Source organism: Acinetobacter sp. AB03, from assembly GCF_058107045.1.
The window spans coordinates 2,439,229-2,461,628 of sequence record NZ_JBUEBA010000002.1 but is presented as its reverse complement, the minus strand read 5'-3'; the positions used below and the strand labels follow the sequence as shown (position 1 = coordinate 2,461,628).

At 39.2% G+C, this 22,400-nt stretch carries 22 protein-coding genes and 3 pseudogenes; 21 read left to right on the top strand and 4 right to left on the bottom strand.

What is annotated here, in order from left to right:
* The first annotated feature begins 1 nt into the window (after position 1).
* From ACY3FQ_RS12530 to arsH, 11 genes are all read left to right on the top strand, one after another.
* Complete coding sequence (locus tag ACY3FQ_RS12530; RefSeq protein WP_005400070.1) at positions 2-874, top strand: MBL fold metallo-hydrolase; 873 nt, start codon at positions 2-4, stop codon at positions 872-874.
* Positions 875-939: 65 nt separating this feature from the next.
* Positions 940-1,722 carry a sulfite exporter TauE/SafE family protein gene (locus tag ACY3FQ_RS12525; RefSeq protein WP_489774134.1) on the top strand — a complete coding sequence of 261 codons (783 nt, stop codon included), beginning with the start codon at positions 940-942 and terminating at the stop codon, positions 1,720-1,722.
* 100 nt (positions 1,723-1,822) lie between these two features.
* Entirely contained in the window at positions 1,823-2,218 is a 396-nt protein-coding gene (locus ACY3FQ_RS12520) for a rhodanese-like domain-containing protein (protein ID WP_489774133.1), read from the top strand.
* A gap of 55 nt (positions 2,219-2,273) precedes the next feature.
* Positions 2,274-2,609: a carboxymuconolactone decarboxylase family protein gene (locus ACY3FQ_RS12515; RefSeq protein WP_005400068.1), complete on the top strand. Its 336-nt coding sequence runs from the start codon at positions 2,274-2,276 to the stop codon at positions 2,607-2,609.
* Positions 2,610-3,018: 409 nt separating this feature from the next.
* Entirely contained in the window at positions 3,019-3,453 is a 435-nt protein-coding gene (gene arsC / locus ACY3FQ_RS12510; RefSeq protein WP_004988483.1) for an arsenate reductase (glutaredoxin), read from the top strand.
* A 56-nt stretch (positions 3,454-3,509) separates the two neighbouring features.
* Positions 3,510-4,532, top strand: a complete 1,023-nt coding sequence (locus ACY3FQ_RS12505; RefSeq protein WP_489774131.1) for a permease — start codon at positions 3,510-3,512, stop codon at positions 4,530-4,532.
* 18 nt (positions 4,533-4,550) lie between these two features.
* Complete coding sequence (locus ACY3FQ_RS12500; protein ID WP_489774130.1) at positions 4,551-4,790, top strand: thioredoxin family protein; 240 nt, start codon at positions 4,551-4,553, stop codon at positions 4,788-4,790.
* Positions 4,791-4,985: 195 nt separating this feature from the next.
* Positions 4,986-5,306, top strand: coding sequence for a metalloregulator ArsR/SmtB family transcription factor (locus ACY3FQ_RS12495; protein WP_489774129.1), 321 nt, complete (start codon positions 4,986-4,988; stop codon positions 5,304-5,306).
* A gap of 6 nt (positions 5,307-5,312) precedes the next feature.
* Positions 5,313-5,783, top strand: coding sequence for an arsenate reductase ArsC (locus ACY3FQ_RS12490; protein ID WP_489774127.1), 471 nt, complete (start codon positions 5,313-5,315; stop codon positions 5,781-5,783).
* An 11-nt stretch (positions 5,784-5,794) separates the two neighbouring features.
* Positions 5,795-6,835, top strand: a complete 1,041-nt coding sequence (gene arsB, locus ACY3FQ_RS12485) for an ACR3 family arsenite efflux transporter (RefSeq protein ID WP_489774125.1) — start codon at positions 5,795-5,797, stop codon at positions 6,833-6,835.
* A gap of 9 nt (positions 6,836-6,844) precedes the next feature.
* A complete protein-coding gene (gene arsH, locus ACY3FQ_RS12480; protein WP_016659428.1) occupies positions 6,845-7,549 on the top strand; it encodes an arsenical resistance protein ArsH in 705 nt (234 codons plus the stop codon).
* A 334-nt stretch (positions 7,550-7,883) separates the two neighbouring features.
* On the opposite strand, the gene ACY3FQ_RS12475 is transcribed toward arsH, so the two are convergent.
* The 3 genes from ACY3FQ_RS12475 to ACY3FQ_RS12465 all read right to left on the bottom strand — a co-directional run bounded on the left by ACY3FQ_RS12475 (position 7,884) and on the right by ACY3FQ_RS12465 (position 10,129).
* On the bottom strand, positions 7,884-8,126 hold the full coding sequence (locus ACY3FQ_RS12475) for a hypothetical protein (RefSeq protein ID WP_017395738.1): 243 nt from the start codon (positions 8,124-8,126) through the stop codon (positions 7,884-7,886).
* 431 nt (positions 8,127-8,557) lie between these two features.
* Positions 8,558-9,289: a Fic family protein gene (locus tag ACY3FQ_RS12470; RefSeq protein WP_017395736.1), complete on the bottom strand. Its 732-nt coding sequence runs from the start codon at positions 9,287-9,289 to the stop codon at positions 8,558-8,560.
* Positions 9,290-9,451: 162 nt separating this feature from the next.
* Positions 9,452-10,129 (bottom strand): cupin domain-containing protein, encoded by a 678-nt coding sequence (locus ACY3FQ_RS12465; protein WP_017395735.1) that lies wholly within the window; start codon positions 10,127-10,129, stop codon positions 9,452-9,454.
* A 199-nt stretch (positions 10,130-10,328) separates the two neighbouring features.
* Between ACY3FQ_RS12465 and ACY3FQ_RS12460 the strand changes: the two genes are divergently transcribed.
* The gene (locus ACY3FQ_RS12460) at positions 10,329-11,321 is read left to right on the top strand and encodes a Fic family protein (RefSeq protein ID WP_017395734.1); all 993 of its coding nucleotides are present in this window, start codon (positions 10,329-10,331) and stop codon (positions 11,319-11,321) included.
* A 376-nt stretch (positions 11,322-11,697) separates the two neighbouring features.
* Here the strand turns inward: ACY3FQ_RS12460 and ACY3FQ_RS12455 are convergent.
* Positions 11,698-11,988: pseudogene (locus ACY3FQ_RS12455) on the bottom strand (site-specific integrase); the annotation flags it as partial.
* A gap of 113 nt (positions 11,989-12,101) precedes the next feature.
* Between ACY3FQ_RS12455 and ACY3FQ_RS12450 the strand changes: the two are divergent.
* The 9 genes and pseudogenes from ACY3FQ_RS12450 to fic all read left to right on the top strand — a co-directional run bounded on the left by ACY3FQ_RS12450 (position 12,102) and on the right by fic (position 20,390).
* Positions 12,102-12,356, top strand: coding sequence for a primase-helicase family protein (locus ACY3FQ_RS12450; protein WP_265102680.1), 255 nt, complete (start codon positions 12,102-12,104; stop codon positions 12,354-12,356).
* Positions 12,357-12,450: 94 nt separating this feature from the next.
* Positions 12,451-13,779: a phage major capsid protein gene (locus ACY3FQ_RS12445; protein ID WP_489774123.1), complete on the top strand. Its 1,329-nt coding sequence runs from the start codon at positions 12,451-12,453 to the stop codon at positions 13,777-13,779.
* Positions 13,767-14,552 (top strand): annotated as a pseudogene (locus tag ACY3FQ_RS12440) (tyrosine-type recombinase/integrase); the annotation flags it as partial. The gene ACY3FQ_RS12445 and the pseudogene ACY3FQ_RS12440, both read left to right, overlap by 13 nt.
* Before the next feature lie 397 nt (positions 14,553-14,949).
* A complete protein-coding gene (locus ACY3FQ_RS12435) occupies positions 14,950-15,978 on the top strand; it encodes a hypothetical protein (RefSeq protein WP_201950381.1) in 1,029 nt (342 codons plus the stop codon).
* 100 nt (positions 15,979-16,078) lie between these two features.
* The gene (locus ACY3FQ_RS12430; RefSeq protein ID WP_201950384.1) at positions 16,079-16,294 is read left to right on the top strand and encodes a transcriptional regulator; all 216 of its coding nucleotides are present in this window, start codon (positions 16,079-16,081) and stop codon (positions 16,292-16,294) included.
* 3 nt (positions 16,295-16,297) lie between these two features.
* Positions 16,298-16,489 (top strand): hypothetical protein, encoded by a 192-nt coding sequence (locus ACY3FQ_RS12425; RefSeq protein WP_407079332.1) that lies wholly within the window; start codon positions 16,298-16,300, stop codon positions 16,487-16,489.
* 34 nt (positions 16,490-16,523) lie between these two features.
* Positions 16,524-18,146, top strand: coding sequence for a DUF3987 domain-containing protein (locus ACY3FQ_RS12420; RefSeq protein WP_407079333.1), 1,623 nt, complete (start codon positions 16,524-16,526; stop codon positions 18,144-18,146).
* Positions 18,147-18,671: 525 nt separating this feature from the next.
* A pseudogene (gene ssb / locus ACY3FQ_RS12415) lies at positions 18,672-18,995 on the top strand (single-stranded DNA-binding protein); the annotation flags it as partial.
* A 288-nt stretch (positions 18,996-19,283) separates the two neighbouring features.
* Positions 19,284-20,390: a protein adenylyltransferase Fic gene (gene fic, locus ACY3FQ_RS12410; RefSeq protein WP_489774122.1), complete on the top strand. Its 1,107-nt coding sequence runs from the start codon at positions 19,284-19,286 to the stop codon at positions 20,388-20,390.
* Positions 20,391-22,400: the final 2,010 nt, after the last annotated feature.

Here is a 22,400-nt window from a genome sequence, read left to right as displayed (position 1 = left end):
GATGTCAAACTTACCTATAGTAAAAGATTTTTTTCACGAAGATACCAATACCTTCAGTTATGTTGTACGTGATCCTGCGACCAAAGCCTGCGCCATTATTGATAGCGTTCTGGATTATGATCCGGCATCAGCAAGTACATCAACTATTCATGCCGATAAAATTATTGCCTATATTAAAGAGCAGGATTTAACGGTTGAGTGGATTCTCGAAACCCATGTACATGCTGATCATCTGACTGCTGCACAATATCTCAAAGCTGAGTTAAGTGGCAAAATTGCCATGAGCCAGAAAATTGGCATTGTACAGGAAACCTTTGGTGCGATTTATCATCTGGATATTAAACAATGGAATGCCCAGCAGCTCTTTGATTATTTATTTGAAGATCATGAGTCGTTCCAAATCGGAACATTGAAAGCCTATAACATTCCAACACCGGGACATACGCCTGCTTGCCTGAGTTATGTCATCGGTGATGCCGTGTTTGTGGGTGATACCTTATTCATGCCAGATTATGGAACAGCGCGCTGTGATTTCCCGAAGGGAAGTGCATCAATCCTTTTTGATTCAATACAAAGTTTGTATCAACTGCCTGAGAAAACACGTGTATTTCTCTGCCATGATTATTTGCCAGAAAAGCGCGATACCTATATGTGTGAAACGGATATTCAGACTCAAAAAAATCAGAATATCCATATTCACGACGGCACGACCAAAGATGATTTTGTTGAAATGCGTAATAAGCGCGATGCGGGTTTAAGTATGCCCAAACTGATTTTACCTTCGATACAGATCAATATGAAAGCAGGACAATTCCCTGAACCCGAAGAGAATGGTGTTTCTTATTTAAAACTTCCACTGAATTACTTCAAATAGGCAAATTTTAAGATTAAACAACAAGTTTTGTTTAATTGGTTTGGTAATAGAGGGGGGCAGTAGCGATGTGGATGCTAATACTTGAAGGACTGGCCATCGGTGGTTTGCTTGGGTTAACCGGTGCTCGTGGTGGCATTCTGGCCGTACCCGCACTGATGGCAAGTCGAGGATGGACGGTCGCACAAGCTGCACCTGTTGGCTTGCTTGCAGTCACTTTATCTGCCTTGGTTGGAACATTTGAAGGCTTATTTAAGAAGATAGTACGCTATCGGGCTGCGCTTTGGATTGCACTGATTAGCATTCCTTCAGCACGTTATGGTGTGCATCTGGGAGGAATAATTTCTCCTGTATGGCTTACCTTAGCATTCAGTTTAGTCATGCTCGTGGTTGCTTACCGGATTTTTTTTAAAAAAGTGAATGACCATACAGGTGTGCTGTGTAAAGTTAACCAAACAACTGGTCGTCTGATTTGGAACATGAAAACTGCATTGTCTCTCGGTGCCATTGGTGTCGTGGCAGGTTTATTGACTGGTTTGCTTGGGGTAGGTGGGGGATTCGTGATTGTTCCAGCACTGAGTAAAGTAACTGATCTTGATATGCGCAGTATTGTTGCGACCTCGTTGATGATTATTTTCCTGATAGGTGGTGTCAGCATTTCAGCTCATATTTTAGATGGTTTTCAATACCCCGTTTCGGTCACGCTGACTTTCGTTTTAGCTTGCATGGCTGGGATGTTGATTGGTCGAAGTTTGATGCCTTTAGTTAAGAATAGTCAAATCCAAAAGGTTTTTGCCATAACTGTCATAAGCGTAGCATTTTATTTAATTTCTACAGTCATCATAACTTAATACAAGCAAGAGATTAGAGCCAAATTTAAAAACTGCATTTTAAAGACATGAATATTTAATCAGAGACCAGATTTCTAAAGATCGGAAGAGGTAAAGAGTAATGAAAACAGCAGAACAATTAATTTCAATGGCAAAAAACCGAATTCAAGAAGTGACGGTAGACGGCTTACTTGAAGCCATGAAAAACCATAAAACCATTCTGATTGATGTTCGGGAACCGGATGAATTTCAGGCGGCAGCGATAGACCGAGCCGTGAATTATCCTCGTGGTGTTTTAGAAATGAGAATTCACCAGCATCCTGTGGCGAGCCATCATTGCGATACCTTGCAAGCACTAGAAAATCTTAAAGATCAGCCGATTTATTTGATTTGTGGGACGGGTGGCCGATCAGCTCTGGCTACAGATACTTTACAGAATATGGGATTTACTCAGGTGAAATCTGTTCAGGGTGGATTCCAAGCATGGCTAGAGCAGGGTTATCCAGTAGAGAAATAACTAGATTTCTCTTTTAAGTCTAACTTAAGTTTATGGACATTCAAGTGAGAAAATCATGAAGTACAAAGAATTAACTCAAAATATTTCAGGCAGTATAAAGACATTAGCGCAGGATTCTCCTGATTTAATGAAAAGTTTTAATCAATTGTCACAAGTTGCAATGCGAGATGGTGTTATTGATCCTAAAACAAAAGAACTGATTGCCTTAGCGATTGGTGTTGCAGCACGATGTGATGGATGTATCGGTTTTCATGTCAGAACCCTAGTCAAAATGGGAATGACATTGCAAGAATTAGAGGAAGTGCTTGGTGTTGCAGTTTATATGGGGGGCGGTCCTTCATTGATGTATGCCGCTAATGCATTGGAAGCATTTAAAGAATTCACAGCTTAATTTTTTCAATCATTGGGAAACGATATGAATCAGCACTGGGATAATCTTTATTCGCAAACACAGGATCTGTATGGCATTTCGCCCAATCATTTTATTCAACAGATAGCAGATCAGGTTCCAATTGTGGGAAAAACTCTTGCTATAGCAGAGGGTGAGGGGAGGAATATCCTTTATTTGGCTAGGATCAGTTTGTTAGATGAGGGATGTTCCTAATGTGAGTTGAGAATCCGAAAAGAAGCTTTGGCTTCTTAATTTAATTGACACCGTTTCAGAAATACCTAAATGGGAGGTTTTTGATTGATTCAGGAGCTTTTCTTATTTATTGGTACTTGTAGTTAATCATATATTCCATATTGCGTATATTCGAATATTCATATATAAAAAGCTGTCTGTTTAAGAGATTATACTCATGGATCAAATGCCAAAAGTTCAAATTTACCATAATCCTGCCTGTGGCACGTCTCGTAACACTTTGGCGCTTATTCGCAACACGGGGATCGAACCAGAAGTAATTGAATATCTGATTACGCCACCATCAAAAGATCAGCTGATTAAAATGATTCAGGACTCTGGTTTAAGTGTTCGTGATGTGTTACGCAAAAATGTAGATGCTTATACTGAACTTAATTTAGACGATGCGAACTGGACAAATGAGCAATTGCTTGATGCTATGCTTGAACATCCCATCCTGATTAACCGTCCTTTGGTCGTGACAGATTTGGGCACTCGTTTATGTCGCCCATCTGAAGTAGTGCTAGATATTCTACCTTTGCCGCAATTAAAAGCTTTTGCTAAAGAAGATGGTGAAGTCATCATTGATGAGCAAGGCAGACGCTTAAAATAAAAGGTGAAACCCCTAACGCTGTTGGACTTTGTATCAGTGTAGAGCAGGAGATCTAAATGGAGAACATTGTCGCAATTTTTGCTTGGTTAAATGATGTTCTACTTAAAATGATCTGGCTCTCGGATGGGGTGCGCTGGTTCGTTGAAAATGTATTTGGTTTATCCGTTGCAACCCGGTTGGGTGGTAGTGTCCATTTCTTTATTTATGATGTATTCAAGATCTTTATTCTGCTTTCAGTGTTGATCTATACATTATCTTATATTCAAAGCTATTTCCCTCCAGAACGTACTCGGCTGATTTTAGGTCGGATGACAGGAATCAAAGCCAATATCATGGGGGCATTACTCGGTACTATTACGCCATTTTGTTCATGTTCTTCGATTCCGTTGTTTATTGGTTTTACTCGTGCAGGACTACCGGTAGGCGTCACTTTTTCCTTTCTGATTTCATCACCACTTGTTGACTTAGCTTCAATTATTTTATTGGCGAGTATCTTTAACTGGAAAATTGCATTGGTCTATGTGTTACTTGGATTAGTGCTGGCAGTCATCGGTGGGTCATTAATCAGCTACTTGAAAATGGAAAAGTATGTGGCTGAATTTGTGACTCATCATCAAACAATCTCAGGCGAAGATGAAGATTTCAGCATGACTGCAAAAGAGCGGCGTACATTTGCTTGGGAACAGGTGACAGACATTTTTAGTAAGGTCTGGCTTTATGTCTTGATAGGTGTCGGGATTGGTGCGGCAATTCATAACTGGATTCCTGAGCAGTGGATTACCGCCTTACTTGGTCAGGAACACTGGTATTCCGTTCTGATTGCTACGATTGTGGGAATGCCAATGTATGCGGATATATTTGGCACCTTGCCGATTGCAGAAGCACTTGTGACTAAAGGCGTTGGCTTGGGGACGGTTTTAGCGTTTATGATGGCGGTCACCGCACTTTCTCTGCCATCGCTAATCTTGTTAAAACAAGTGGTGAAAACCCGTTTATTGAGCCTGTTTGTAGGGATCGTTTTTGTGGGAATCTTGATTGTTGGTTATACCCTGAATACTTTGGGTTATTGGTTTTTATAAAAAGTGTGGAGAATAAAGATGCAAATTAAAGTTTTAGGAACAGGTTGTCGTAAATGCAAAGCCTTATTGGCTGCAACTGAAGAAGCTGTAAAAAGCATGGGTGTTCAGGCAGAAATTGAATATGTAACTGATATGATGCAAATTGCTGAAACAGGGTTGTTAAGTACGCCAGGTCTGATCATAGATAATCAAATCGTTTCAAGTGGCAAAGTTTTGGAACCACAAGCCATTGTGGAGTTGATTGAAAAAAATAAATAAGTGTATGTGGAAAACTGTAAAAAGACCTGTGGCATAAGCCACGGGTCTTTTTTTATCTGTGTCTTGAGATATTAAGAAGTTTTAAATTTTTCCCGTTCTGGCAAGCATATACGGATATGGGTATACTTTTATAATGAGTACTCTTTACTGAATATATGGATATGTGTATATTTACATAATAGAATGGGAGCAGTTATGGACCACGTTCAGTTTTTTAAATGTTTATCTGATGAAACACGTCTCAGTATTGTCATGCTTATTGCAGAAAATGAAGAGCAGTGTGTTTGTAATTTGACAGATAAACTCCAGTTAAGCCAACCAAAAATTTCACGGCATTTAGCCCTGTTAAGATCAAGTGGTTTGCTGAATGACCGTCGGCAAAAGCAGTGGGTGTATTACAGTATTAACCCACAACTACCTGAATGGTGCTTTGAAATTCTGAATACACTTAAACGTAGCAATTTTCCCGTGTTATTTGATCCCTCAGCTCTATCGATACAGAGCCATTGCGAGTAAGTTTTCATGAAATTTTTGTTTCTGTGCACGGGTAACAGTTGTCGCAGTATTCTTTCTGAAGTTCTGTTTAATAGTCGAGCGCCTGAAGGTTGGGTAGCTTATAGCGCTGGAAGTAAACCTTCTGGTCAAGTTCATCCGTTAACCATTCAGACTTTACAGAACCTAGGGTTGTCTACCGAAGGTTTGTCGAGTAAAACGATTGATGCCTGTGAACAGTATCAGCCCGATGTCGTCATCACCGTGTGTGATGCGGCAGCACAAGAAGCTTGTCCATTGTATTTAGGAGGAGCAATCAAAGCACATTGGGGTCTATCAGATCCATCACATTTAGATTTGCCTGAACAAGAAAAATTACATGCATTTTTAAATACTGTAGAACATATCAACAAACGCTTAGATGCACTTTTTGCATTAGATACCCATCACATGAGCCGTCATCAGCTTATTGCTGAAATCAATCAAATTTCCCATCTTTAAGCGAGCAGATCATGTCTAAACCAGGATTATCCTTTTTGGATCGCAACCTGACGCTATGGATTTTTGTGGCCATGGCATTGGGTGTTGCGATTGGGGTGGTATTTCCACAAGCATCCGTCGCATTGGACGCAATGAGTGTAAATTCAGTCAACTTGCCAATTGCGATTGGTTTGATTTTGATGATGTATCCACCATTAGCCAAAGTAGATTATGCAGCTTTGCCCAAAGTATTTCAGGATAAAAAAACATTAGCGCTCTCTCTGATTCAGAACTGGCTGATTGCGCCAGTGCTGATGTTTGTATTGGCGATAGTCTTCTTGAGTGATTACCCAGAATACATGACAGGTCTGATTCTGATTGGCTTGGCGCGTTGTATTGCCATGGTACTGATCTGGAATGGACTGGCATGCGGGGACAATCAATACGGTGCTGCATTGGTCGCATTTAACAGCATTTTTCAGATTCTGTTCTTTAGCAGTTATGCCTGGTTCTTCCTGACCTATCTGCCGCCATTTTTTGGGATAGAAGGGAATGTCATCAATGTTGATTTCTGGACCATTGCCAATGCTGTCCTTATGTACTTGGGGATTCCATTCCTGATGGGCTTCCTGACGCGTCTATCTTTAGTGAAAGCCAAAGGTCTGGACTGGTATCAGAATCAGTTTCTACCCAAAATTGGTCCACTCAGCTTATTGGCCTTGTTATTCACCATTGTAGCCATGTTTAGCTTGAAAGGCGGTGATGTAGTGAGTTTGCCAATGGATGTGTTGCGGATTGCAATTTCATTGACGCTTTACTTTGTCGTGATGTTCTTTGTCAGCTTTTTCATGAGTAAGTGGATGGGGAATGACTATCCCAAAACCACTGCAATTTCATTTACCGCAGCAGGTAACAATTTTGAGTTAGCGTTGGCCGTTGCGATTGCTACCTTTGGTTTGGCTTCACCAATTGCCTTTACTACGATTATTGGCCCATTGGTTGAAGTGCCCGTGCTGATTGCACTGGTTAGCGTATCCTTGTGGCTGAAGAAAAAATATTATCCAAATTCTTAAGAGGCAAAGATGACACTCCCTAATCTTGAATCTGATCTTTTACCGACACCAACTTTTGCGGAAGTGCAGGCTAAAGAACTAAGTCACCCACCACGTATCTTATTGCTATATGGCTCAAACAGAGAGCGTTCATATAGCCGCCTAGCTGTGATGGAAGCTGGGCGAATTCTTGAGCGTTTTGGTTGTGAGGTTAAAATCTTTCATCCCAAAGGTTTACCTTTACCTGAAGATGGTGATCTGGAACATCCAAAGGTTAAAGAGCTGCATGAATTGTTGGCTTGGTCTGAAGGCATGGTTTGGTGTTCGCCTGAGCGGCATGGTTCGATGAGCTCAATCTTCAAAGCACAGATTGATTGGATTCCACTTGCTGGAGGAGCAATTCGTGCTACGCAGGGTAAAACACTGGCTTTGATGCAGGTGAGCGGTGGATCACAGTCTTTTAACAGTGTAAACCAGATGCGAATTCTTGGGCGCTGGATGCGGATGATCACGATTCCAAATCAGTCTTCTGTTCCTAAAGCCTTTTTGGAGTTTGATGAGGAAGGACGGATGAAGCCTTCATCGCTATATGATCGTATTGTTGATGTAATGGAAGAGCTATACAAGTTTACTTTGCTGACTCGCGGTCAGAGTGCCTATTTGACCAACCGTTATTCGGAGCGAAAAGAATCGGCTGAAGAACTGTCTAAACGAGTCAATCAGCGTAATCTTTAAAGCTGATTAATCATGGTGTGAGCAGGGTAACGGATGGCTCGATCGTTTGTTTAATCGTAAGCATCCGCTGAGCCCCACTTTTCTAACTCATTAATACCACGATAGTGTCCAATAAATTTTAAGAGGACACTATCGGAGTGCTATTTGGTCAGAAAACAGGAGTTCACAGGATACGTGAACCGTTATTTTGATTGTATCAGATGATGTTGAATTGGCGGGTAACGATCTTAAGTACAACAGGTCATCTAATGTCTAGATTGTCTTTTTTGATGCTTTAATCATAATGGCTGTCAATAAATAAAGAGTTTAAACCTGAGAATTAGAGCAATCCTGCTTATTTTTCCTGAAATTTTAAATCAATTTGATATTCGTCCTGAGTCACTTTGATTTTATAGTTTTTATATTTACGTTTACTTGGTGAAAGGGCAGAGTTAGTGACTTCTTTATGGAATTCGCTGTCAGACATAAAAAAATAATACGCCTTATAGCCTAATAAGATCTTGTCAATTTTTTTATCTTTTTTCTCAGCATTACGAATGAGTTCATTTAAATAGTTTAAGCTGATTTTGTCTGACATTTATAAACTCGCAAAGAAAAGTTGCATTATCACACGAGATATAATCGATTTTTATTACAAATTGATGACAGTTGCATTTCGGGTACTTTGGGGTAGATGCTGCATTGAGTATTATTGAACTAAATGTTGTAGATCAAATCTTATTGGATAGATTTGGAGGAAAAACTATTAAAAAAGCTTTTAATGCTGAGTCTAAAGGTTTTTGATTTACAGCCTATAGTGTCGTACAACTCAGTATAGACAGAATCTGTTCGCTCATCAGATTGAAATTGATTGAGTAAATCACCACGGATTTATGAGTCACTAGCGATATTCTTTGTACCGCTCATATCTTCAGTGTTACAGCATCTAATGAGTTTATTTTACAAATGATTTTAGATGCAATTGTGGATGGTATCTAGTACTAGGGATCAATACACCGATCAAGCCGATTAAATGCCCAATACAACTTGATAAGGTTTAAATCCTTCAAGTACAGCTTCAGAAACCAACTGGATAAATGCTTCAGTTTTTCCATAAGCCATCCATTGATCTAGGGCCTCATAGTAGGCCAATCGGTTTTCAACTGTTATTACACAAGGGGGATAACCAGCTTTAAGCAATTCAAGATTCATCAATAGACGTGATGTACGGCCATTGCCATCAATGAATGGATGAATACCTACAAAATCAGCATGTACTTTGGCTGCACGTTCGATAGGATGAAATTTATGTGCGTCATTACTATACCAATCAACTAGCTGAGCCATCTTGTCATTTAATAATGTGTAATCAGGCGGGGTAGACGTGGCACCAGAGATTAGGACATTTTGTTGGCGATAGCGGCCAGCATTATCATCATCAATATTTTTTAAAATGAGTTGATGGATATTGCGAATTTGCCATTCAGAAAAAGGCTCCTCTTTCCGAATGATATCTTCAACATAGTAAATTGCATTTCTATGGTTGATCGCTTCGAAGTGTTCTCTTAATGCCTTTCCACCAACAGTTATACCTTCGAGTACTACTTTTGTTTCTAGCAGGGTGAGGGTATTACCTTCAATTGCATTGGAATGATAGGTCCAGCGGACAATAAGATCTTCTTGTAAATTTTTGACAATTGACGGAGAGAGAGGGCGATGTTGATCTAATTTTTTCTTTAAATCATCAATAGTTTCAAACATAACCTTATCCCTGAATTTGTCTTAGTCGATCATACATGAAAAAAGAAAGATCAGAAATGTAGTGATATATCATTACATTTTGTATGGGTTTTAAAAGTGGTAAGTGGACTGCTCCAAGTATTCTAGACACGAGACAGCTTCATTTTGGAAACACATTATTGTTCATTTCACCCACACATCTATGGCATGTTGTAGATGACCAGTTTTGACATAAAGCGTTGCGCCTGATGGACCTGCCTGAAATTTAGCAGCACTATTGAGGGGAAGACGGACCCACGAACCTGCTGGATATATTTCAGTGTCGCAAAATAATTGACCTTTAATAATGAACAATTCAATCCCTTGTTCTGATTTCTCTACGAAAATTTGATCAGGTTTTAGCTTTTCTAAATAGGTCTGCTCATGTTCAGATTGAAATAGCGGGCATATCATCCGACGTTGGGTAAGCTTCCAATTCGCTAAGTCATTGGTGTTAATCCGGGTTGGTTCTCTCTCATGTTCAGTCATTTGCATCAGTTTCACAAAGATTAAACAACCTGCTTTACTGGAAACCCGATGAGTTGAATGATGGGGGTTACGTAAATACCAGCCTGCCGGATAATCATCTTCAGCATTCTCGGTAAAAATGCCTGACAATATGAGGACTTCTTCACCCAAAGGATGTTGATGTTCAGGAAAGGCAGATTCTGGTGCGTATTTCACAAGACTAGTTGCACGTGCTTTCTCATCGCCAATACGATCAAGCATCATTCTATCGACTTCACCTCCTGGAGATTTTACCCAATGGTAATCCTCTGGCTTGATGATGACGAGTTGTGAGAAGTCGGCATAAATAAACATAATGTTGTCCTGTAATGAAGAAACCTACGTATTTTAACGAGAATGCACAGGTTTATTTTAAAAGAAATAGCGATTAGTTAGCTCACTGTTTCAGAAAAGGTAAGCATGTTGATAGCAGATATTACTCACTAAGCTATGAAATATTAATATTTTAGAGTTTAATCAACTGTGCTTTGTTTTTACATCAATGAGGAATGGCATGAAATATCAACCGCCTTATACGATCACCTCTAAAATTATTCACTTGATTGCACAAATTAGTGAATCAATAGGGCGTTTGACTGCATTAACTCAAATCCAAGATAGCCTTAAATTGCGAAAAGCCAATCGTATTCGAACGATTCAAGGGTCTTTAGCGATAGAAGGAAATACCTTGAGTACAGAGCAAATCACAGCGATTCTGAATGGCAAGACCATTATCGCTCCACCTAAAGAAGTTCAAGAGGTACGTAATGCCCTAAAGGCATATGAAGAAATTCAAGATTGGAATCCTGATCAAGAATCGCATTTGCTGAAAGCACATCAAATATTGATGACAGGACTGATTGATGAAATTGGACAGTATCGTCATGGCGGTGTTGGTGTGATGTCAGGGGATCGAGTCGTGCATATGGCTCCGCCTGCAAATCAAGTCCAGCGTTTAATGAGAGAGTTATTACAGTGGTTGGCTGAAGGTAATGAGCACCCATTAATTCAGAGTTCAGTATTTCATTATGAATTTGAGTTTATACATCCATTTGCTGATGGCAATGGGCGGATGGGGCGTTTATGGCAAACTTTAATCTTAAGCCAGTGGAATCCTATTTTTCTCAACATCCCTGTAGAAAGCTTGATTTATCAAAACCAAAGAGCTTATTACGATGCATTGCAAGCGAGCACAGATCGTTCAGATTCTGCACCTTTTATTGAGTTTATTTTGCAGATGATTCTAGATGCAATACTTAGTTCTGATGCCAGCGATCAAGATACCGCTCAAGCTAGCGTACAAGTTAGCGATCAAGTTAAACGTCTCATCCAGAATATGGAGCAGAAAGAATATAGCTTAACTGAGCTTATGGCTCTATTGGACTTGTCCCATCGAGCCACATTCCAAAAAAATTATTTAACTCCAGCATTAGAAGCAGGTGTGATTGAACGTACCCTTCCTGATAAGCCTAAGAGTCCTAAGCAAAAGTACAAATTAAAAAATTGAACTGTACTGAAGTTGATGTGATTATTAATATCATAATGAGCTAATTGAAACATTATAACATTACATTTATTTTTAGGTGTAATTTGCTGCTATAATGCCGTACGCCACTTCAAATCCTGAATTCGGATTTGAACAAGATTTTAAAGTGATTCAATGCACTAAATCTAATTTGGGTCAAAATTGGGTCAATGAATTTTTTTATTCAATAAAAGAGCTTTAAAGTGAATGAGTTAGGTTTTGAGTTCAATTGACGCCACCTCCGCCAAAATTCTTTATATAAATCAGCCACTTGCAAAAGTGGCTTTTTTATTGCCACATTTTTGCCACACTTCCCCACAAAACCCGCCACATTTTCATATGCATTAAAAAAGGCACCTTAAGTGCCATTTGTAGTGTTTAGTTTTGCCATTTCTATTCTGTTCTTATCTCCATGTATCCATTTTGCATATCGCTTAATCAGCATTTGGAGACTATGGCCAAGTTGATCAGCGACAAAGACTGGATTAACGCCATCCATTAAAAGCATGGTTGCATAAGTATGCCGTGCATTATATGCAGGGCGGTGGCGGATCATGCAGGACTTCATAGCTTCTACCATTCTCAAACGTGGTGGTTTCTCATTGAAAAATGGAGCATTAGTCTCTGGGCAAATCATGACGTAATCGCTACTGAGTTTTAAATCTTTACCCACTTCAACATCCTGGTGCAAAATTGAATACATCCGTGTTGCTGTGTAGTGCGGTTCAAGGATCGGGTAAATCATTATTCTTTGAGAAGATCATGACCCGTATCTATGGTGAATGTTATTCAGTTACGCTCGGTCAAAATGGCCTTGAATCTATTTATACCGACTGGGCAGAGCGTAAGCTTTACTGTCTTTTTGAAGAAATATTTAACAATAAGTCCAAGTTCGGCATGATGGGTTTGATCAAACACATGATCACTGGAGAGAAGATTCGTATTGAGAAAAAGTTCATGTCAGGTTATAGCCAAAATAACCACATTAACTGTGTGTTCTTATCCAACGAGGTGTAGCCGCTTGCTATTGAGGAGCGTGACCGTCGTTTCCTTGTACTTGAACCAAATCAGAAGTTAGGCAACGATCTTAAGGGTTTGATCGAAAACTGCCTTGACCCAATTAACCGCCGAAGAAAAGCAAGAATTTGAAACACGTTCAAAAGAAATCAAAGACCTAGCGTCCAAAGTTGAGCAGCTTCAAACTGATTTAGTTAATCAGGCGAAAGCCCGCCAAACTGATGAGTCAAGCACCATTGCGGGAATTTTGGTTCGTAATACAGAATCAATTGAAATTGCGAAGGCAATGCTTGATAAACGTCAAAAAAATACCTCTGTTTCTTTTGATGGTATCAAAGCACGCAATATTGTGACTCTAGGTAGCCTTGGTGAAAATTACCAATACGCAAAAAATGACCTAAATCGCGTACCGTTCCAGCCATTGAGCTTGGTTGACCTGATTAACTGGGCACCATTAACCAATGACATCGTGACGTTACTGCGTGAAACAGCTTGGGATCTAATGGCAGATATTGTGCCTGAAGGCGAGGAAAAGCCTGAATCTAGTCTTGAGTTTGGTCCACTTGTATTGAATGTTGGTGTGATTGCACATTGGATCAAAGTATCAAATCAAGTTTTGGCAGATATGCCAATGTTGGCCAGTTATATTGAAACTCGTTTGGCCTATGGTATTCGTTACAAGCTTGAATATTTTGTGGTCAATGGTCACATTCCAGCAACAGGTCAGCCGAAAAACTTTAGCGGCTTGATGGAAGAAGGCAATCACGACACAGTTCCAGTTGAAGCAGGTGATACGGCTCTTGATGTTCTAAACCGTGCAAAATATAAGGCGGCATTATCTTTCTTACAACCTGAATGTTATGTGTTAAATCCACAAGACTGGGGTGTCATTGAGCGCTTAAAAGGTTCTGATGGTCATTATTTAATTGGTGTTCCAACAGGTACAGGTGTTCAAGTATACCTTTGGGGGCTGCCTGTTCGCTTTAGTCCTGTTCAGAAGCCTGCTAAATACTGGTGCGGTAATTTATCAATCGGTTTTGATGGATATATTCGTGAAGATGTTGATACCCAAGTTTCACTAGAAGATGGTGACAACTTCCGTAAAAACTTAGCCACAGTGCGTTCTGAAATGCGTGCTGCGGGTGGCGTTATTGTTCCTGATGCAAACGTTGCAGGTGATTTGCCTGGTGTTCCAGCGGATCGAGTTGCACCAGCATTACCAGTGGTAGTTGTTAATTCTGCCGATGAATTAAGTGGTACGGCTGAAGCAGGTGCAGTTATTAAAGTTCGTGCTGCCAAAGGTAGTTTGATTGCTGCTACACATGCCAATAATGCTGGTGCATGGTCTATTGAGCCAAACCCATTAGAAGTTGGTGTGGTTGGATCAATTACTGCTGTTGATGATGCGGGTACACCAGCATAAAACCTATCGAGTGGATGAATCATTTAAAAGGTATTCAGCAGAGGCAGGGTATCTATGAACAGGTAAGCCGAGTTCGGGCCATGTGCCGTGATATTTATGATTATGCAAAGGTAACAGGGCGAATTGATTACAACCCATTAGAGGGCATTCAGAAGTATCTACAGCAGGGCAAAAAAGAGAATATGGCTCATGTGAGTGAGGCTGAGTTACCAACCTTAATTCGAGCTATTAATAATTACCCGACTACGGATGTCCGTATGGGCTTACAGCTTTTGGCAATGTTGTTCTGCCGTCCTACTGAGCTACGGGGCGCTAAATGGACTGAGTTCGACCTAGAACAAGGTTTATGGAATATCCCTGAGGAACGCATGAAGAAACGCCGTGAGCATGTTGTGCCTTTACCTAAGCAAGCCATTGCCATACTCAATGAATTAAAAACCTATGAAACCACTTCTGAGTATTTATTCCCAAGTAGATCCGATAAGAGTAAGCCTAAGTCAGATACAGTTTTTATCATGGCTTTGCGCCGTATGGGATATGAGGGCAGACAGACACCACATGGATTTAGGCATATAGCCAGTACACTACTAAATAACCGTGGCTTTGATGAGCGTCATATTGAATCTGCTTTGGCCCATGTTAAGGACGGTGTAGCAGGGGTATATAACAAAGCCCAATATTTAGATGACAGGGCAAATATGATGCAGTGGTATGCCAATTATTTAGAAGAAATAGCAGACCAGAGCATTATTCAATTTAAAAAGACCAAGTGAAATCACTAACCCCACAATCTGTATTTTATATATTTCCTACAGAAGCGTGGCTTAATGGCTTAATCACCTTGAAAGCCTTGCTATAAAAGGCTTTCCATTAAGCACCACAGTATTCCATGCACTGGCATAGTGGCTTAATGGATATATTTTATATTTCCCTAGAAACCTTGCGATTTTGCGTTTTTCTCTTGTATGCCTTGCTACATATGGCTTTACGCTTCGCAAGCGGTTTGAGATTCATTTGCGACATAGCTTGTCTTACTACTTATCCAAACATACACAAATATAATTAAATATCGTTTATATTCAGTTTGCTAAGTCTAGGTTGATCCCCGAAAGGCAGCCACCAAATTTGATTGACTTAGCTATTTTTTTGGGATGCTGTGGGAAGGTATATATGAGTAAATTATCAAGGCCTAATACTATTATTCCATCACTTCACTATTATTCATTAGAACAGGCATCAAATATTCTTAATTATTTTGGTGATACCGACTTATGGACAGTGGATAGCCTTATTGGCTTGGGGGGGAATGGTAAGATACATATTTTGGCACCAACTCATGATTTTGGTTTACTTGCTAATACTCACGCAAAATATGAAGGTGACGAAAAGGAGCTTGACGTATACGGAAGCTACTTAATTAATAGAAATACTCACTATATTTTTTTAAAAATTGATCCTAAGTCATTAATGAGTTTTGGTTTTAATTATTGTGACAAGTCCCATTATAAATCATTTTTTGAATATTATATTTATGATCCATATGGTGTTTTTTTGGATGAAAAAAAAGCTCTAAGCCTACCATTCACCGAGCGCTCAAATTTTAACCCAGATAAGGATGATATAAAAGCTAGATATATTGCTGACTCAAATACCCATTTAGGAAATTTTTTATTTAAATTAAAAAAAACAGAAAAATCATGCTCATGTTTTATATTTAGTAGTGATATTTCTGTCCCCGTCCCCCTTTCCATAACAGAGGATAGGACAAATAAAATACTAAACCCATATGTTGCAGGGCATGGGTTGCATGATGCAATAAAACTTCCTTTATCTAGAGATAACATGTATATAACGCATGATGAGTTAGAATTAATTAAGACGGGTAAATTGAGGAATTTGAATAGTAGAGATATTCAAGATGATGATGAATGTATAACAGCTAGCCATAAAACAGGAATTAGTCAGAGCAAATCTGATGCAAAGTTTGCAGCTAGAACATTAGCTGATTATTTGTGGATGCAAGATAAAGTACAAGAAATAAAAATTGGTGAGATGGCTAAGACATTGAAAAGTATTTTGGTTTCTACAGAGCACAAAAATGAATTGCCTGAAACAGCAAAAAGTATTGAGGAATGGATTAAACCTATAGCAATTAAATACCCATATTCAAGACAAGCGGGAAGGCCTAGAAATGGGTAGGAACCTAAGCTTAATCCCTATTAAGTAGATGTTGCTTACTATTACAATATAAAAATCAAAAACATACTAAGCCCATATTCTTTCATGTATGGGTTTTTTTATGAATATCAAACCAATCCGAGTTCAATTTAAAACAGCTTGCGAGTTATTGGACGTAAGCCGTGAATCATTGCGTCATATCGTGCGCACTGATGCCTCATTTCCCCGACCAATTAAGACAGGGGAGAGCAAACAGGCCTCAGTCTATTTTGATTATGCTCAATTGATCGAATGGCATAACAAGCAAATGCAAAGCCTTGCAGTATTGGGGGCTTAATCCATGACTAAGACCCAAATCAAAGCCATTGCCCTAAATGCCAGTCGACAATTAAACGCCGTGGCAAAGGATGTTTATAACCTAGAGGCATTCTTTAAGATTGCCCAAACAGGCTACGCCGTGGCATTGATCATATTGCCAAGCCTATGTGATGCTCCACATACCGAGTTTAAGCCCTTTGATTTTTGTGATTAATCAGCTTTCAAAGGCAGGATATACCAAGCTCTATATGCCAGTACGCCCCGAGCATATCCAGCTCGAGGGATTTCAAAAGCTAGAGCAGGACACGGCGCTTCGCTTGCTGAATCAACATATCGTGATTGATGAGCAAGGCATTAAAACCGATTACCTCATTGAGCTGTACAAGGATGATGATGCGGAGGATGTGACAATCTTCATTGATGAATCTATCAAGCGTTTATCACCCCCTAATCAATGGGGTGAACTCTTACCATTGGTACAGGCTGAAACATCCGTAAATAGCACTTATCCAATCCATGCATTACCACCACTGGCAAGGGATGCTGTGATAGCGATAGCCGAGCATGTGCAAGCGCCAATTGGTATGACAGCTCAATGTGTCATTGGGACTATGTCACATATCGCTCAAGCGCACGTAAATGCACCGCACCCATTCAACCCTCAAGGTGAGCCATGTAGTTTATATCTACTCACCGAGGGACAAAGCGGAAGTCGTAAAAGTACCAGTCGTAATATGGCAGACAAGGCCATTATTCAGCATGAGCGTAAACAATATGAGTTATACCGCCGTGACCTTGAACAATGGAAAAGCGGTCAAGCAGGGTTAAATAAAAAGGATAAGGAGGCATACGGTACTGAGAATCCCCCATCACATGACCCAAGTACCTTATACAGTGACATCACCTTGGAATCCATTGCAGGGCTATATGTGGATGGCATATTAAACAATGCATCCATTGCCAGTGATGAAGCAGGTCAATTCTTTGGTGGCTATACCATGAAAGGAGATACCCGCACCCAAGCCATTGGAGGCTATGCCAAGTTATTTGATGATGGTTTTGTGGAGCGTACTCGATCTAAATCCAATTTAAACGGGAGTGGTCGTGCTTATGATGGGCGATTGACCTTTAATTTACAGGGACAGCATGAGGTTTTATCAGATGCCTTGAAAGACCCAGTGTTAAGGGGGCAAGGCTTTTTGCCGAGATTCATCTTAACCATCCCTGAGAACTTGGCAGGGACACGCCTACAAGATGCCATTTACCGATCTATGAATGCCAATCATGACCATAGACTGATTGCTTACTGGACACGGTGCGAATACTTGCTCGATGACTGTCCTAGACCACAAGGAGGGCAAGAACTTCACAATGGGCGTTATGTCATTCCCATGAATGAGGAAGCAAGGGAAATAGATGCATCGTTCTACAACATGTTTGAAGAATTGCAGGGCAAAGGTAAGCGCTACGAATACCTACAAGCATTTGCTAGTCGTGCCAGTCAATTAGCACGGCGCTTAGCTACTGTGTTCGCTTATTTTGAGGGCTTACAGTGGATTGATGCCAAAACCTTAACAGGGGCTTGTGAGGTCGTTAAGCATTCACTCAATGAATGGGCAATGTATGCAGATATTGAGGTCAAAACGGAAAGTGATGCTGAACGTCTGATTAAGTGGCTTATTCGAAAATGTGTAGAGCAAAAAGTAAGTAGTATTTCTAAAACATTGGCTATGAAAGGTGCGCCGTCACACCTAAGAAAAGCCAAAGAATTTGACCCTTGTATCAATGAATTGATTGAATTTAATTATGTTCGATTGGTCACTATCAACAAATCCACATACATTGAATTAAACCCTTTATTACTAGAATGACTGCGTTTTTGCGATTTAAAGCTGTATGTCTTACTGCATAAGGGCTTGAGAATCGCAATATAGGTTGCGATAGCACTGCGATAAGTTGCGATTCCTTTGCGATTGATGCAAGGAATCGCAAAATGCAAAACCGCAAATCACATGCTTGCGATATTGAAAGCCTTGATACGTAAGGGTTACAAGATGAAATCGCAAAATCGCAAGGTTTCTAGGGAAATATATAAAAGTTGAATCAGTAGGGAGAACACGACACATCTTAATTAACCCTATTTTGCTAGAAATGGTGGCTTCATGGCTTAATCACCTTGAAAGCCTTGCTATAAAAGGCTTTCCATTAAGCATGATAGGGTTTTATGTGGTGGCATAGTGGCTTAATGAGTAAATAAATTATCCTGATTAAGCCATTATGCCAATGGCTTTTTAGGGTGTTGGCTAAGTGGAAAACCTTACTACATAAGCCTTACAGCGCAATTAAGCCATTAAGCCAAGACTTCTAAGAAAATATATAAATTTGATAGGTAAAAGATGCCAAACGTAAATAAAGTCACTGTCATGGGTGTGCTGGGTCGTAACCCTGAAACTAAACAATTTCCCAATGGTGGAAGCGTTACCACATTCAGCGTAGCAACTTCTGAGTTTTGGAAAGACAAGACCACTGGAGAACGCAAAGAGGCTACAGAGTGGCACAGAATCAGCACCAACGGACGTTTAGCGGATGTTGCCAATAAGTACCTCAAGAAAGGCTGTAAGGCATATATAGAGGGTTCATTGCGTACTAGGAAATGGAAAGACCAAAACAGCGTAGATCGAGAGGTAACAGAGATTCGGGCAGACGTGTTGCAGTTGCTTTAAAAATAAAGCTCCTCTCTTTTAAGGGGCTTATGTTTTTTATTCAAATCGACACATGACCATTAATATGCTTATACCATCGACATATACAAAAACTCATGTTCGATTTTTTAGTTTTTATCGACATATTTATATAGTCATGTTTATTGCATCGACATAATTACAACTTCATGTCGATTTTTATTAAATATATCGACATGAAGGTCGTGTTATGTTTATCCTATCGACATAAACTAAAAATCATGTCGATTTTTCTTATTGTAATCGACACAAAATGAGATAACTGTAATGAGTCAATGGCAAGCAGATCAACCATATAACACTCTACCCTTTCTTCCCCCATCACAAGATGTAGAAAATAAAGCTGTATTAAAATTATGTATTGAAGCTAGATCGGCACTAGCTGAATTAAAACAAGCTGGGGAGTTGATACCGAATCAAACGATTCTAATAAATATTATTCCGCTATTAGAAGCCAAAGACAGCTCAGAAATTGAAAATATTGTCACAACCACAGACAAACTATTTCAGCATGCACAGGGTGATGAACATGCAGACCATGCAACTAAAGAGGCTTTAAGGTATAGAACTGCATTGTATAAAGGGGTTCAATCAATTAAAGAACGACCTCTATGTACAGGCACAACTGTTGAGATATGCCAAACAATTAAAGGTGTGGATTTAGGGATTAGAGCAACAACGGGCACTGCCTTAAAAAATAGTTATACTGGTGAAATTATCTATACCCCTCCAGTAGGCGAAGATGTAATACGGGCATTATTGTCCGATTGGGAAAAATTTATTCATTACAATGAAGAATTAGACCCTTTGGTTAAAATGGCTATAGCTCATTATCAATTCGAGGCAATTCACCCTTTTATTGATGGGAATGGTCGTACAGGAAGAATTTTAAATATTCTCTACCTTATGGATTGCAACTTATTAAGCTTGCCTATTCTTTATCTAAGTCGATTCATTATTCAAAATAAATCACAATATTACGAGTTGCTACTCAATGTGACCAAAGAAAGTGATTGGCGTTCTTGGGTAATGTTTATGCTACAAGCGGTCAAGAACACCAGTGAATGGACTATATCTAAAATTACAGCTATCAAAAGTCTACATGAGCATACAATTGAATACATAAGAACTCATGCAGATAAAATTTATACTCGTGAGCTAGTTGATACTATTTTTGAGCAACCATACAGTCGTATATCCAACCTAGTTGACAAAAATATAGCTAAGCGCCAAGCAGCATCAACATACTTAAAAAAACTTGTAGAAATTGGTGTATTGCATGAATTACAACTAGGAAAAGAGAAGCTTTTTATTCATCCTAAACTATTAAATCTCTTACAAGACGATAGCAACCAATTCACGCCGTACAAATAAATTGTAATAGCCCCTTAGCTTGAGGGGCTTTTTTATTGGCTAATTAAACATAGAAGATTTACTTCCAAGTTCGCCAAGATTTTTGACATTTAATTACGACATATCGCCATAAAATATTAAAAAATAAACCAATTGTTTTAACATTTTGATCGACAAAAACATCGTGAATATAGCTATACAGGGTGTTTAAATTTAGGTTGACGGTATGCGATAGAAATTAGGCATTAAATCCCATTCAAACCCATGTATAGAAAGGCTTTAGCCATTTTTTATAAATCCCCATTCTGTCAACGTACGTCAACCTAAAAAAGCGCATTTCGTATAGCTACGTATAGCAAAAACTTGGTCATATTCTAAATGTCATCAACTTACGTGCCATTTCCACCACTCCATCAACGTAGAATGAAAAACGCCGAGTATTTTGTTGTACAACACTGGTGTAATTTACTTGGACGGCTTTATGTTTCAAACCACATTGAAAACCCATTGAGAGCCTTACAAATAAAGCATCACAGCTCTTTTATGTACATTGTTGAAAGTTGTGTTTTGTCCAAGTAAATCCGTACAGCTACGTACAACAAAATAAATAAAAAGGGCTTAAATCTTGTCATACAAGACACAGGCAATTTACTTTGACAGACCCACACATAAAACAGCATGTATATTCAATTGAAAGCCTTGCCAGTATTGCATTACAGTCGTTTTAAGTGAGTTTTTTAAAGTGGCGTTTCGTCAAGGTACGTCAAAGTAAATCCGTATGACTACGTATAACAAATTCAGGATTTAGAATCCGAAATTCTACCCTTATGGATTTCAAATCTATGAGGGTTAAAACGCACTGGTACATATACCGTTCTGTGTCGCTACGTGTCGCAAAAAGGCTTTAAATCTTGTACGACAGGGTATTTATATTTTGCTTGACAAGATGTCAATAAAATAACCCCTAAAAATACACTAAAAGCTAGGCTATATAAGGGTTTTAGAGCTTTTGAGAAAAGTGCGTTTTGTCATGCTACGTCATGCAAGAAAAACGTGTTTTGTCGTACTAGGTCGTACAAAATGCCTCAATTTTAGAGATACAAGGACGGCTTATTTTTTGTGATACAGCTCACTTACTAAAATTCGTATGTATGCCAAGAACTATAAGGGACACGGCGACTTTTGATCTTTAATTTCGTATCAGTACGTATCACAAGATAGTTGAAAAAGAGCCTATTCCATCTAAGTACATCTAAGTAATTTTTGTTTTACGGCGTATTGGTGGAAATTGATAAGCAGATCATATATAGAAAGACTTACAGCGAAATGATGGTTCTTATTTCGTAAAGCTACGTAAAGCAAGATAAGTATAAATCAACTGAACCAGTACGATTGCTTAGGGCATCACATTTACCCTTACGCCACTCACGTTTAAATGGCATAAAAACAGGCTTAAGCCTACACGGTGCAAGCTTTACGGCAATTTTGACGATAAGGTGTTTCGTAAGACTACGTAAGGGTAATTTCATCTAATCCGACCATAGAAAAACTGGATACTTTTCCTTGATGAGTTGCTCATTAAATATGGTAAAAACTGGCTGTAAGGTATGTACAGTAAGGCTTATCGTCATTTTGAGAAAAACCTATTTCATCAAGGTACATCAAGGAAAACTCTATTCGCCGTATAGAACTGTATAGAATTTTGATCTGTTTTAACCTTAGCAGTTATGCAGACAGACCACAGGTTTTGATAGGTTCTAAGACTAAGTTTTACTAAGTTCAAACGATAATAATTGATAACAACCTGAAGTTTTCTATAGTTCTATCTTGCCGTCCTAATGTTGGGTCTTGCTAGGTTTTGATTTCAGGTTTTATAAGGTTCTAGCCCTTTTGACTGCCCTCAATAAAACACAGTAAACCTGAGCTACCTATTCGTATAATCAAAAGAAACGCATGGGCGTGCGAGGCAGAGCGTTAAAGCGTGGTTTTAATGCAATCAAATTTGAGTATATCTTTTCACTACATTTTAAA

Excerpts from the sequence above, each read along its gene's own strand:
- ACY3FQ_RS12530 (WP_005400070.1), top strand. The coding sequence starts at position 2 with ATGTCAAACTTACCTATAGTAAAAGATTTTTTTCACGAAGATACCAAT.
- ACY3FQ_RS12525 (WP_489774134.1), top strand. The coding sequence starts at position 940 with ATGTGGATGCTAATACTTGAAGGACTGGCCATCGGTGGTTTGCTTGGG.
- ACY3FQ_RS12520 (WP_489774133.1), top strand. The coding sequence starts at position 1,823 with ATGAAAACAGCAGAACAATTAATTTCAATGGCAAAAAACCGAATTCAA.
- ACY3FQ_RS12515 (WP_005400068.1), top strand. The coding sequence starts at position 2,274 with ATGAAGTACAAAGAATTAACTCAAAATATTTCAGGCAGTATAAAGACA.
- arsC (WP_004988483.1), top strand. The coding sequence starts at position 3,019 with ATGGATCAAATGCCAAAAGTTCAAATTTACCATAATCCTGCCTGTGGC.
- ACY3FQ_RS12505 (WP_489774131.1), top strand. The coding sequence starts at position 3,510 with ATGGAGAACATTGTCGCAATTTTTGCTTGGTTAAATGATGTTCTACTT.
- ACY3FQ_RS12500 (WP_489774130.1), top strand. The coding sequence starts at position 4,551 with ATGCAAATTAAAGTTTTAGGAACAGGTTGTCGTAAATGCAAAGCCTTA.
- ACY3FQ_RS12495 (WP_489774129.1), top strand. The coding sequence starts at position 4,986 with ATGGACCACGTTCAGTTTTTTAAATGTTTATCTGATGAAACACGTCTC.
- ACY3FQ_RS12490 (WP_489774127.1), top strand. The coding sequence starts at position 5,313 with ATGAAATTTTTGTTTCTGTGCACGGGTAACAGTTGTCGCAGTATTCTT.
- arsB (WP_489774125.1), top strand. The coding sequence starts at position 5,795 with ATGTCTAAACCAGGATTATCCTTTTTGGATCGCAACCTGACGCTATGG.
- arsH (WP_016659428.1), top strand. The coding sequence starts at position 6,845 with ATGACACTCCCTAATCTTGAATCTGATCTTTTACCGACACCAACTTTT.
- ACY3FQ_RS12475 (WP_017395738.1), bottom strand. The coding sequence starts at position 8,126 with ATGTCAGACAAAATCAGCTTAAACTATTTAAATGAACTCATTCGTAAT.
- ACY3FQ_RS12470 (WP_017395736.1), bottom strand. The coding sequence starts at position 9,289 with ATGTTTGAAACTATTGATGATTTAAAGAAAAAATTAGATCAACATCGC.
- ACY3FQ_RS12465 (WP_017395735.1), bottom strand. The coding sequence starts at position 10,129 with ATGTTTATTTATGCCGACTTCTCACAACTCGTCATCATCAAGCCAGAG.
- ACY3FQ_RS12460 (WP_017395734.1), top strand. The coding sequence starts at position 10,329 with ATGAAATATCAACCGCCTTATACGATCACCTCTAAAATTATTCACTTG.
- ACY3FQ_RS12450 (WP_265102680.1), top strand. The coding sequence starts at position 12,102 with ATGACCCGTATCTATGGTGAATGTTATTCAGTTACGCTCGGTCAAAAT.
- ACY3FQ_RS12435 (WP_201950381.1), top strand. The coding sequence starts at position 14,950 with ATGAGTAAATTATCAAGGCCTAATACTATTATTCCATCACTTCACTAT.
- ACY3FQ_RS12430 (WP_201950384.1), top strand. The coding sequence starts at position 16,079 with ATGAATATCAAACCAATCCGAGTTCAATTTAAAACAGCTTGCGAGTTA.
- ACY3FQ_RS12425 (WP_407079332.1), top strand. The coding sequence starts at position 16,298 with ATGACTAAGACCCAAATCAAAGCCATTGCCCTAAATGCCAGTCGACAA.
- ACY3FQ_RS12420 (WP_407079333.1), top strand. The coding sequence starts at position 16,524 with ATGCCAGTACGCCCCGAGCATATCCAGCTCGAGGGATTTCAAAAGCTA.
- fic (WP_489774122.1), top strand. The coding sequence starts at position 19,284 with ATGAGTCAATGGCAAGCAGATCAACCATATAACACTCTACCCTTTCTT.